Source organism: Bacteroides hominis (genome assembly GCF_033042785.2).
Taxonomy (GTDB): Bacteria; Bacteroidota; Bacteroidia; order Bacteroidales; family Bacteroidaceae; genus Bacteroides; species Bacteroides hominis.
Genome location: NZ_CP178829.1, coordinates 1,380,924 through 1,394,327 on the forward strand (window position 1 = coordinate 1,380,924; position 13,404 = coordinate 1,394,327).

Sequence of the window (13,404 nt, forward strand, 5' to 3'; positions counted from 1 at the left end):
TATTTCGATACAAATCAGTAGCTTCGTCTGATATCATGCTACAAAGTTTGTGAATTCTGCATGAAATGTGTGAAACAAACTATTCAATAAATAGCAATTACTGACCAATAAGATGTGAAATACAGGTTCAGTGAACAATAGGAGCATAAAAAGAACAGTTTCTTTTGTTTATTGAGCAGTATTTATCCCTTTATTCAACGAAAATGTTTTTTCTTTGTAGCATCTTAATAACGAAAAGCTATGAAAACAAAGATCTACCTGCTATTTATTACTACCTTATTCTTCTGCGCCGGTTGTGGAAACAAGAACGGCGGGCAGAAACAGAGGTCGGTAAGTGCAGCAAAGGATACATATGTAAATCCTTTGTTTCCGGAAGGAGCCGATCCGAGTGCTCTGTTCCATAATGGCAAGTATTATTATACACATGGGACAGAAGATAAAATCCTGCTTTGGGAAACGTCTGACATTACCGATATGGCTCACTCTGTTTGTAAAATGGTGTGGCGTCCGGAAGATCCGTCCAATTGTTGTCACCTCTGGGCACCGGAGATTCATTATATAAATGATAAATGGTATATTTATTATGCTGCCGATGATGGCAATACGGACAACCATCAGTTGTACGTACTTGAAAACTCTTCTCCCGATCCCATGCAGGGTAAATTTGAAATGAAGGGGAGCATTATGACCAATCCCGAATGGAATTGGGGTATACAAGCCACTACTTTCGAACATAAGGGAGTTCGTTATTTAGCCTGGTCCGGTTGGCCCAAGAGAAGAACCAATGCTGAAACTCAATGTATCTATATTGCCCGGATGAAAGACCCGTGGACACTTGACTCTCCTCGTGTCTTGATATCCAGACCCGAATATGAGTGGGAACGCCAGTGGGTAAATCCGGATGGTAGCCGTACGGCTTATCCTATTTATGTGAATGAAGGACCTCAGTTCTTCCATTCGAAGGATAATAAGACATTGATTCTCTATTATGCCGCCAGTGGTTCATGGTCACCTTATTATTGCATCGGAATGCTGACTGCCGATGCCGAAAGTGATCTGCTCGATCCGGCCTCTTGGACAAAAAGTCCGGTTCCGGTATTCCAGCAATCGTTGGAAAACGAAGTATACGGTCCGGGTGGTCTCTCGTTTGTTCCTTCGCCCGATGGCACGGAGTGGTATATGATTTACCATGCCCGTCAGGTAACCAACGGAGATACCGGTAGTCCTGAGACCCGCAATCCGCGGATACAGAAAATAGGATGGGATGCTAACGGAATGCCCGATTTAGGGATTCCGGTTCGTGCAGGAGTCGCCTTGCCGAAGCCTTCGGGTATTCCCTTGAAATAAAATAGTTATTTAGAACGTTTTTCCTTAGTTTGACAGGTAGCCGACTACCTGCCCCGGGGAACGTATTGCGTAATCAATAGGTTAAACATAATTTTAAGACAATGAAAAAGAGCATTTTAATTGCAGTTCTGACAGCGTCGATGGCTACTTCCGCTTTTGCACAATGGAAACCGGCAGGAGACAAAATCAAGACAAAGTGGGCTGAACAGGTAAATCCTGAGAATGTACTGCCCGAGTATCCGCGTCCGGTAATGGAACGGGGAGAGTGGAAAAACCTCAATGGTTTGTGGAATTATGCCATCACAGAAAAGGGAGCCGTTCCTTCGGCTTATGAAGGACAGATCCTGGTTCCTTTTGCCGTAGAGTCCAGCCTTTCAGGTGTTGGTAAGAAAGTAAGTCCCGATGAGGAACTCTGGTATCAGCGTAACTTCACTGTACCTGCCACTTGGAAAGGTAAAAAGGTGATGCTGAATTTCGGTGCTGTAGACTGGAAAGCCGATATTTGGGTGAATGATATTAAAGTAGGGCAGCATACCGGCGGATTTACTCCTTTCTCGCTTGACATTACAGCTGCTTTGGCTGCTAAGGGAGACAATAAGCTCGTAGTGAAAGTATGGGATCCGACAGACCGCGGACCTCAGCCTCGCGGCAAACAGGTGAACCGTCCCGAAGGTATCTGGTATACGGCCGTGACAGGTATCTGGCAGACTGTTTGGATGGAACCTGTGGCCGAACGTCATATAACGAATGTTCGTACTTCTTCGGATATCGACCGAAAGAAACTGACCGTAGATGTTGCTACCAGTACCGGTTGTCCTTCCGAAGTTATTGAAGTGAAAGTGTTCGATGGCAAACAATTGGTTGCTACCGGAAAAGGACTGAATGGCCAGACCATCGACATTCAGATGCCTGCCGATGCAAAATTGTGGAGTCCTGCCTCTCCGGCTCTCTATTCCATGCAGATAGCTCTGTTGAATAATGGTAAAGTGACTGATAAAGTAGACAGTTATACAGCTATGCGTAAATATTCTACCCGTCGTGACAAGAACGGAATTGTACGTCTGCAACTGAATAATGAAGATATGTTCCAGTTTGGTCCGCTCGATCAGGGTTGGTGGCCCGACGGGTTGTATACAGCTCCGACAGACGAGGCGTTGGTGTATGACATCCAGAAAACCAAAGACTTCGGATTCAATATGATCCGTAAGCATGTGAAGGTGGAACCGGCACGTTGGTATACACACTGCGATAAACTGGGTATCATTGTATGGCAGGATATGCCGAACGGTGACCGTGAGCCGGAATGGCAGATGTATAATTACTTCACGGGTAACGAGCTGAATCGTAGTGAAGAGTCGGAACAGATTTATCGTAAAGAGTGGAAAGAGATCATGGACTATTTGTACAACTATCCTTGCATCGGTGTATGGGTTCCGTTCAATGAGCGTTGGGGACAGTTCAAGACCGAAGATATTGCGGCATGGACAAAGAAGTATGATCCTTCACGCTTGGTGAACCCGGCAAGTGGCGGTAATCACTTCCCTTGTGGTGACATTCTCGATTTGCATCATTATCCCAATCCGTCCCTCGACTTCTATGATGCCGGACGTGTTACTGTATTGGGTGAATATGGTGGTATCGGACTGGCATTAAACGAACACCTTTGGGAACCGAATCACAACTGGGGATACGTAAAGTTCAATTCTCCGGAGGAAGTAACGAAACAATATGTTGAGTACGGCAATGAATTGTACCGGTTGATTCAGCGAGGTTTCTCGGCTGCTGTCTACACACAGACCACTGATGTGGAAATGGAAGTGAACGGACTGATGACATATGACCGTAAGGTGATTAAGGTGAATGAAGCCCAGGTGAAGGCTATCAATACCAAGATATGCAATTCTTTAAATAAGTGATTAGAGTAGGGTGTCGATAGGTACACAAGTTTTTGATTAAGGTATAGATTGTTGAAGGATACGATTTTGAGTGAAACATACAAATAAATAAAATAATGAAAAAACTATTTGCAATGGCTTTAGCAGTCGGTATGCTATGTAATGCACAGGCAGCCGATTTGTATAAAGCGAGTAAAAATGTAGCTTTGCGTGCTCCGGCAGTGCCTCTCATCACTTCCGACCCTTATCTGTCCATCTGGTCGCCCACAGATGCACTGAATGAAAGCAGCACGATGCATTGGACCGGAACGGAACATCCTTTGTTGGGTGCCATACGTGTGGATGGGAAAACCTATCGTTTTATGGGCAAAGATAAGTTGAACCTTGAGACTCTTGTTCCGATGACGGATACCGATACCTGGCAGGGAAGTTATACTTTTGACCAGCCGGCTGCGGGATGGAATACCCTTTCGTTCAATGCTGCCGGATGGAAAGAGGGACAAGGTGCTTTCGGTACTCCCGATATGCCTCGTGTCCAGACTCGCTGGACTACTCCGGATATCTGGGTTCGTCGTGAATTTCAGATCAATGACGACCTGAACGGAGAAACCATCTATCTGAAATATTCGCACGACGATGTATTCGAACTCTACCTGAATGGTGAAAAGCTGGTTGCTACGGACTATTCATGGAACAACGACGTATTACTCGAACTATCGGACGCAGCCAAGAAGAAGCTGCAAAAAGGAAAAAACGTACTTGCCGCACACTGTCACAACACAACAGGAGGTGCTTATGTAGATTTCGGCCTTTATCGCCTGAACAAACAGACGACGGGCTTTGAGACGGCAGCCGTCCAGAAATCGGTAAGCGTACTCCCCACACAAACTTACTACACGTTTACTTGCGGTCCGGTGGAACTGGACCTGGTGTTTACCGCACCTTTGATGATGGACGACCTCGATTTGTTGTCTACTCCCGTTAATTATATTTCTTACCGCGTTCGTTCGCTGGATAAAAAACAGCACGATGTGCAGATGTATGTAGAGACCACTCCACAGCTTGCCATCAATGAACTGACGCAACCTACCCGTTCGAAAGTGATCCGTCGTAACGGTATCAATTATGTGCAGGCGGGAACCATCGATCAGCCTATCCTCGGACGAAAAGGAGATGGAATCTGCATTGACTGGGGATATGCTTATCTGGCCGGAAATATAGGTGCCAATACGGCTGTAAGCCTGGGTAACTATTATGGCATGAAGAACGAATTTGCGACTAAGGGTACTTTATTGCCCACGCAAGCCGAATGCGTGACCCGTCGTGCCGACCAGATGCCGGCTATGGCCTATACCGATAACCTGGGCAAAGTAGGTGCCGATGGCAAATCCGGCTTCCTGATGTTGGGATATGATGATATCTCAGCTATTGAATACTTCTACCAGCCTCGTATGGCTTACTGGAAACATGACGGTAAAGTGACTATCTTTGATGCCTTCGAACGTGCCAAGGCCAATTATGCATCTGTTATGGAACGCTGTCGCGCTTACGACCAAATGATTCTGAACGATGCAGAAAAAGCAGGTGGCAAAGAATACTCTGAACTGTGTGCGCTCGCTTACCGCCAAGTGATTGCCGCCCATAAGCTGTTCAAGGATGCGGATGGTAACTTGCTCTTCTTCTCTAAAGAGAACAATAGTAACGGTTGTATCAATACCGTCGACCTTACCTATCCGTCTGCCCCTCTCTTCCTGGCTTATAACCCCGAATTGCAGAAAGGTATGATGACCAGTATTTTTGAATACAGTGCCAGCGGACGTTGGAACAAACCTTTCCCGGCTCATGACATAGGTACATATCCTATTGCGAACGGACAGGTTTACGGAGGAGATATGCCGATTGAAGAGGGTGGAAATATGGTGGTCCTGACTGCTGCTATTGCCAAAGTAGAAGGAAATGCCGATTACGCCAAGAAGTATTGGGATTTACTGACTATCTGGACGGATTATTTGGTAGAATACGGACAAGATCCCGAAAATCAACTTTGTACCGATGACTTTGCCGGGCACTGGGCACACAATGCCAATCTTTCGGTAAAAGCCATCATGGGAGTAGCCGGTTATAGCGAAATGGCCCGTATGCTCGGTATGAATGATGTAGCCGACCGGTATGCCGCTAAAGCCAAAGTCATGGCCACCAAATGGGAACAAATGGCACGCGAAGGCGATCATTACCGTCTGGCTTTCGACCGTGAGAATACCTGGAGTCAGAAATACAATATGATTTGGGACAAAATGTGGAATCTGCACCTCTTCCCCAACAATGTGATGGAGAAAGAAGTCGCTTACTATCTGACCAAACAAAATCTTTATGGTCTCCCGTTGGATTCCCGCAAAGAATATACTAAGTCCGACTGGATTATGTGGAGTGCTGCCATGTCTTCGGACAAAGCGACTTTTGAGAAATTCATTTCTCCCATATATAAGTATGCCAACGAAACCGTATCACGCGTTCCACTGAGCGACTGGCATTATACCGATAGTGGTAAATTTGTCGGTTTCAAGGCACGCTCTGTAATCGGTGGCTATTGGATGAAGGTATTGATGGATAAAATGCAGAAATAATAAGAACCGGTATATAATAGAGTTTACTGTTAAGGGTTGTATCCAAAGCTTGTTCGGCTTGGACACAACCCTTTCTTAATTTCCCTATAGAAGATACTCCATTGGAGCTCCTAACTAATTAACTAATAAGGATGTTTGGGTGTGAATCAATGCTGGCCGTAGGCCCAGTCTGCTTAACTCACCAAGGTTGGCCAACTTGGATAGGAAGGATGCACTGAAATTCAGGGATATGTCAAGGCAAATCAAACTCTGAGGGGAGTTATGTGAAAAAAGAGTGGCTGACAGTACATAACCATTAGCCACTCTTCTTATTTCTTTGTTTATGCAAGTTAGTAGTTGAATTTCAAATCTTCCACTACTGATTTGCATTATTTATAAACTTCCAGTTCGTAGATACGTGTATCTCTGCCTCCGGTGCTCTGTGTAGGACGGGTCACAAGCAGACGGATGTAACGTACTTTTCCGTCATAGTTCAGCGGACGTGAAATGACATTTGCATGGTTACCGTCGATAGCATCCAGAGTAGTCCATTCGTCACTCTGATTCATTTTCCCTTGCAGGAAGCAACCATTGGTGATGTATGAGTGACTTTCCTGTCCGGCGTTCACCATCTTCCAACCGCTGATGTTTTGTGCTTTACCCAGATCGAAGTCTACATAGTTCGGCGTTTGTGAAACGTCACACCATTTTGTATCCGTTTTACCATCCAGCAGGAAGTCCGGTTTTTCTTCGTCGTTGGTGTATCCTGAACAAGCAATGATTTTAGCTCCTTTCAGGATATTTTCGCGTACTACTTCCTTACCTTCTCCGGCAGTGGCTGCATTGCCTACGTTATTGGTGCGGAAAAGAGTGCCGGCAACGGTTGTAGCCGGTTCATTTTCGGTAACCAGGGTAGCAGCAAACAAAACCACTTTCTCATTTCGGGGCAAGATTACACTGGTAGCTCCTTTCGGAATATCCATACCAAACTTGAACATATAAGTGAATTCATAAGGCTGATCACCGTTGGATGCATGGCGGTGTGTACCGACATAGGCAATCTCGGCGTCTTTGAGATATCCTTCGGTGTGTCCTTTATGTCCCCATTGGCCGATGAAGCCGGTATAAGAAGGCACAACGAATGAAGCGGTCTGCTTGCCAATGCGGAAGTCGGCCTGATTGTCTCCTTCGGTAGAGGCGGCGAGGATATAGAGACGGTTGTATTTGTTTCCCGCAGGCAGTTGCAAGGTGTCACCCTCACAAGTCATTCCGTTCGCAATCTCTTTTTCTCCCAAGCGGAAAGTGATCTGACCGGCTATCAGTGAATCCGGCAGGAGCTCGGCAGCAAAAGAATAACCCGATTCGAAGTCGCCTTCTCCGCGGAATTCATTATAAGAAGCACATTTGCGGTCGTAGTCAAGCGGTAAAGCGGCATATTCGATCGGAGATGCCTCACGTCCCGATGGTTTGAGGCGAACCTTGTAAGTTCTTACAGAATAAGGAGTAATGTTTACCTGCAATTTGTTTCCTTCGAAAGTTGCATCGCCGATTGCCTTTTCCGTACCGTTGGCTTCGCTGGCACTGATGATCTCACCGGCAAAAGTCAGTGTGGCACTCTGTGCTTTCCGACCCTCGGTTTCGTATACGCGCACTACATACTCATCGGTTTCTTCCGCTTTTTTCAGTGCTTTGATCAGTACGTTGCGGTTGTCCGAAGAAGCAAACGAGAACGATTTTCCGGCATTTCCTTTGTGCTTTTCAGTACGGAAGGCTTTCAACTGTTGATTCAGTATCTCAGCTTTCTCCACAGTACCGGGCTTGTCCAGCTTTCCCTGATGTGGTACGAGGCTATAAGTGAACACATGATGTCCGAAATCCTGGTGATCCTGATATGCATAACCGTTGCGTGTTTCCGGTGTGTGAAGCAGTGTGAGGCGGATCGTATGGTTATCCGGCTTGTCCCATCCATATTTGCTGTCGTTCATCACCGATACACCATAACTTCCGTCACGATCGGTCAGGTCGGCCCAATATTGTGCATATACTTCATAAGCGGTTTCGATATTATTTCCACGTTCGATGCTTCCGATACCTAAGTCGTATGTAGCTTTCTCGTTCTCAATGTTGAGAGGAAATTCGGCTTTCAGCAGTGCGTTAGTCGATTGCCAGTCTACTTCATTATAGAAGTCGATGCGTTCTGCACGGCTGCCTTCATATAGCCGTATATATTGGCGGAATACCGATTCTCCATGACGTTTCTCTATACAAAGCGATTTACGTAAGATTCCGTTCTCTACTAAAGTCATTTTTACATCATCCGTAATCGAAACCGGAGTTCGGTCAGTTGTCTCTTTCAGCACTTCCCATGCCGGCCAGTTGTACGACTTATTTTGAGTGAAGAGTGCCAGGCGGATTGCTTTCCCGGCTTTCACCAGCTCTTTGCCGTTCTTTTTGTCAGTCAGAGAGACGATATCTCCGTTTTTATCCAATGTAATCTTATACAGGGAGTTTTCCAAAGTATTGACGTTGGGGGCAACATCACCTGTGGCGGTTCCCGATGTGCGTACGTCATATACCACATATCCTGTAGCCGGAACTGTTGCTTCTACCAGGATGCGTGCCTTTCCGTCGGTATAAGAAATGAGTTGAGCCGATACTTTTTTGCCCTTTTCATCGTACACCGTTATCCCTTTGGGAGCTTTCGGAAGGTCAAGTTCTATTTCCGCAATATCTGTAACCACAAATCCCAGTGCATTATAAAGGATTACCGGAATACCGCTAACCCGTGTATCCAATTCTTTGCCGATGCCATGGATGGAGGAAGTCAGTACATTGGAGAACTGTTTCAGTGAGATCAGTTCATCGTTCCATGAGAATTCGTAGGCACGCGGTATGCTGGTTCCTGTCAGGTCATCGTGGAACTGATGATAAATGAAGCGTTTCCATGCTTCATTGATGGTGCTTCCCGGGTATTTGGCCTGATTCAGCCATTCGGCAGTTACGGCAGCTCTTTCGGCAGCATCTCCCAGCAATTCGTTCTGGCGGTTGTACAATTTCATGGCAGCCTGAGAGGTGTAGCATCCTGTACCATGAACGTCCATCAGCAGTTCACCGTCGTATACCGGTAGTTCGGGATGATTCTTATAAGGAAGGTAGTCTTTATAAAGCTGGTCGCTGGTCGCACTGATAATTTCTACCGGACCGTTCCCTTGAAGCCCTTTCTCCACAGATCGGACGGACCCCAGTGTCGGTGATCCGCCGATATCGCCTGTACCGTAATATCTGTATACTGTATTAAGAGGTGTACGGCCTGCCAGCTCTTTCAGTTGTTTGTTTTCTGAAAGGTCTTCGTCATTCCATCTTCTGCCATAATCATATCCATGTGCCAGCATGATAGACGATCCGTCTATTCCTTTCCACAAGCCGATTGTAAACGGATGCTTGCTCTTACCATAGAATGGATGCACACGCCAGTCCAGCTTTTGTGAAGAGAAACCAATCAGTCCACAATGTGAAGCGATGGTAGGCAGTGTCCAGCCAAATCCGAAACAGTCGGGCAGGAAGATGTCCGTGCTTTCTACTCCGAATTCTTGTCTGTAATACTGTTGTCCCAGCATAATATTGCGGATGAACGATTCAGTCGAAGGTACCAGAGCGTCCGTTGCGTCCCAGCTACTTCCGGAAATGTGCCAGCGGCCTTCCCCGATGTACTTCTTCATTTCTTCGTATTGTGCAGGATAGTACTCCTTCATCCAGGCATATTTCACTCCGCCTTCAAAGTTGAACACATAGTTCGGATACTTTTTCAGCAGAAACAGGTTCTGGCTGATCGTATTCCAAACATACTCTTTAATGGTAGTCTGTACATCCCAGTTCCACTGAGTGTCCAGATGGGCATCTGCCACCATGTAGGCTTTCGCCTTTTTTTCCTGTTTATTCCCTTGGGCGTACGAGGCTCCTCCGGATAACAGCAGGGTAGCTGCCAGCATAGCAATGTGTAATTTCATGTTTGCTTAATACATTATTTAATTAATAAATGAGGAATTATACAAAGGTGACCAAATTCGTAGAAAGGAGATGAAAAATACTGTTCAATAAATAGCAGAATCTGTTCAGATGTCGTTTTGAGGCTCTGTGAATAGGGTTGAAATATTGAAAAAGAACAGATTTTGTTGTTTATTGAACGAAAATTATCGTCTTATTAGCTAAATATAACTTTCCTTTGCAATGTTTCGAAACCGTAAGAGCTATACTATGAAATACATCCCGTCTTATATCCCGGGGATTATTTCCATAACGATGCTTTTATACATTAAAGATTTATAGAACCTGTTTTTTAAATTTATGTACTATGCGTAAAAAAGAACAAATGTTTTGGCTCGCAAGTCGTAGCAGAATGTGGCGCATACCACTTTGTATGGCTGCCTTTTCGCTTTTGCCAAGTGCCTACAGTTTCGCCAGCGCCGAAAACCCGGCAGCAGAAACTGTATGGGCTGTGAACTCCGTTCAACAACAACGGACCGTAAAGGGTATAGTTATCGACGCCAATGGCGAAGCGGTAATTGGTGCTAATGTAAAAGAGCCGGGAAGCACGACTGGTACCATCACCGATATGAACGGTGAATTCTCGCTGAGTGTCGGCCCTAAAACTACACTTGAAATCTCATTTATTGGTTACACAACACAAAAAGTAAACGTAGGCGCATCAAACACAGTTAAAGTAATTCTACAGGAAGACACAAAAGTACTCGATGAAGTCGTTATTACCGGTTTCGGTATGTCACAGAAAAAAGCTACTTTGACAGGTGCCGTTTCTGCGATTAAATCAACGGATATCGAGCGTTCAGCTGCATCTACTGCTTCAGGAGCATTGGTTGGTAAGATCGCAGGTCTGAATACTCGTATGCAAGATGGTCGTCCTGGTGCTTCTACTGCATTGCAGATTCGTAATATGGGTACCCCGCTGTTTGTGATTGATGGTGTGCAGTCGGATGAGGGGCAATTTAATAATATGGACTTTAATGATATTGAAAACATTTCAATATTGAAAGATGCTTCTGCTGCTATTTATGGTATTCGTGCTGCTAATGGTGTAGTAGTGGTAACTACTAAGAAAGGACAACAGAAGAGTAAAAATACAGTTTCTGTCAATGCTTATTATGGCTGGCAGAAAAACTCAAGATGGATTCAACCCGCTGATGCTAAAACGTATGTAAATGCATATACAGCTGCTGAGACTTGGGCCGGCCGAACTGATGGAGAACGTAAATTCTCAAGAGAGGATTATGATAAGTGGATGGCTGGTACGGAGAAAGGTTATACAGGATTTGACTGGGGAGATTATATTTGGAAGACATCTCCACAATATTATGTAAATACTAACTTTTCCGGAGGTTCGGATAAAGCCAACTATTATGTATCTGTGTCACATATCAATCAAGATGCCACAGTTCGTAATTATGGTGGATTCAAACGTACCAATGTTCAGATGAATATTGATATGAAAGTCAATGATCGTTTTAAGATTGGAGCAAGTATGAATGGTCGTATCGAATCACGTAAGAATCCTGGAGTTCCGGGAGGTGATGATTATGATCTTCCTTTGTATTCTAACTTGAAGAACTGGCCGACAATGGGGCCGTACGCGAATGATAATCCTCTTTATCCGCAAAAGGTCTCAACAGATATTAATACCAATTTTGCCCTTTTGAACTATGAGAACTCTGGTAAGATGACGGATGATTGGCGTGTGCTTCAAATGCAGGCTACAGCAGAATACGAACTACTGAAAGGATTGAAGGCCAAGGGAATGGTGGGATACTATTTCGCTTATAGAGAAATGGAAAATCATGAATATCCTTTTAAATTGTATCGATATAATCAGGCTAATGATACTTATGAAGTAGCTGAATCAATGAATACTCCTTATCGTGAACGTATTCGTCATAGAAATGAAGATTTATTCTCTAATTTCCAATTGAATTTTGATCGTAAGTTTGGGGATCATTATATTAATGCTATTGCCGGTTTTGAAGCTTCTCAGCGCAAGAGTCCGAATTTCAATATAATCTCAAGTCCGGTAGCTAATAATTTGAACTTGATTCAATTTAAAGAAATTAAAACGTTTAATGATAACGGAAATGATACCCAAGCTCGAATGGGATATTTAGGACGCATCAATTATAGTTATGCTGATAAATATTTAATTGAATTTATTGGTCGTTGGGATGGTTCTTGGAAGTTCCGTCCGGGAAATCGTTGGGGATTCTTCCCTTCAGCATCTTTAGGATGGAGAATTTCTCAGGAAAAATTCTGGCAAGAGAGTAAATTGGCAAATATTTTCTCTGACTTTAAGATTCGTGGTTCTTATGGTGTAGTAGGAGATGATAATGTAAGTGATTATTCTGCATTTGATTATTTGGCCGGTTATGACTACAATAAAGGAGGTTCGGTTATCGACGGACAGTATGTTGTAGGATCTGCTCCTCGTGGATTGCCCAATCAGACATTATCATGGATAAAAGCCAAAATATTGGATATTGGTGTGGATATGGGCTTCTTCAATAATCGGTTGACCGCTCAGTTTGACTTCTTCCGCCGATTACGTACAGGTATCCCGGAATCACGTTATGATGTATTGTTACCTTCTGAGGTTGGTTTTGGATTGCCGAAAGAGAATCTGAGATCAGATCTCCATATTGGTTATGATGCAATGGTGCGTTGGACAGATAATATCAATGATTTCAATTATAGCGCTGGCGCTAATGTGACTTATTCTCGTTTCTATGATTGGGAACAATATGATGATCGTCGCAGTAACTCTTGGGATAGATATCGCAATAGTATTTGGCATCGTGTAGGTTATATAAACTGGGGATATGAGGCTGTCGGACGCTTTGAAAATTGGGAGCAGATAGCGACTTATCCGGTAGATATTGACCGTAAAGGTAATCGTACAGTTGTGCCGGGTGATATCATCTACAAGGACGTAAATGGCGATGGTGTTATTAATTTTATGGATGAACGTCCTATTGGTTACAGACAGGATGGAACTCCTAACCTGAACTTTGGTATCAATTTATCTGCTAGTTGGAAGGGCTTTGATCTCTCGATGGACTGGACAGGTTCCGGAATGACTTCATGGATGCAAAAATGGGAAACAGCACGTCCATTCCAGAATGATGGAAATAGTCCCGATGAAGTATTGAAGGATGCTTGGCATTTAGCAGATGTTTGGGATGCTGATAGTGAGTTGATTCCTGGTAAATATCCTTTGATACGTATGAATAATGCTGAAGTATCTGCTTATGAAAAGAGTACATTCTGGCTGCATAATGTACGTTATATCAAATTGCGTAATTTGGAGTTCGGATATACTTTACCGAAAATTTTGTTAGCAAAATCGGGTATTAGTAATTTGCGTGTATATTTGTCTGGAACCAACCTGTTGACATTGACTAATGTACCTATTATTGATCCGGAAGGTTCTAAAGATAATGGCTTGATTTACCCAACGCCACGTATTATAAATCTTGGTATTAACCTCAAATTTTAGCAAA

Annotated in this window: 5 protein-coding genes; 4 read left to right on the forward strand and 1 reads right to left on the reverse strand. The window is 44.2% G+C overall.

The annotated features are described in order from the left end of the window. The first annotated feature begins 240 nt into the window (after window positions 1-240). The 3 genes from R3O62_RS06000 to R3O62_RS06010 all read left to right on the forward strand — a co-directional run bounded on the left by R3O62_RS06000 (window position 241) and on the right by R3O62_RS06010 (window position 5,866). On the forward strand, window positions 241-1,347 hold the full coding sequence (locus R3O62_RS06000) for a family 43 glycosylhydrolase (RefSeq protein ID WP_005822801.1): 1,107 nt from the start codon (window positions 241-243) through the stop codon (window positions 1,345-1,347). A gap of 101 nt (window positions 1,348-1,448) precedes the next feature. Beyond that, window positions 1,449-3,263 carry a glycoside hydrolase family 2 protein gene (locus R3O62_RS06005; protein WP_317472444.1) on the forward strand — a complete coding sequence of 605 codons (1,815 nt, stop codon included), beginning with the start codon at window positions 1,449-1,451 and terminating at the stop codon, window positions 3,261-3,263. Between the two features lie 95 nt (window positions 3,264-3,358). Beyond that, window positions 3,359-5,866: a glutaminase domain-containing protein gene (locus R3O62_RS06010; RefSeq protein WP_317472443.1), complete on the forward strand. Its 2,508-nt coding sequence runs from the start codon at window positions 3,359-3,361 to the stop codon at window positions 5,864-5,866. Between the two features lie 368 nt (window positions 5,867-6,234). On the opposite strand, the gene R3O62_RS06015 is transcribed toward R3O62_RS06010, so the two are convergent. After that, window positions 6,235-9,852, reverse strand: a complete 3,618-nt coding sequence (locus R3O62_RS06015) for a glycoside hydrolase family 38 C-terminal domain-containing protein (protein WP_317472442.1) — start codon at window positions 9,850-9,852, stop codon at window positions 6,235-6,237. 344 nt (window positions 9,853-10,196) lie between these two features. Here R3O62_RS06015 and R3O62_RS06020 point away from each other — a divergent pair, with 344 nt between their 5' ends. Beyond that, window positions 10,197-13,400, forward strand: a complete 3,204-nt coding sequence (locus R3O62_RS06020; RefSeq protein ID WP_317472441.1) for a TonB-dependent receptor — start codon at window positions 10,197-10,199, stop codon at window positions 13,398-13,400. Window positions 13,401-13,404: the final 4 nt, after the last annotated feature.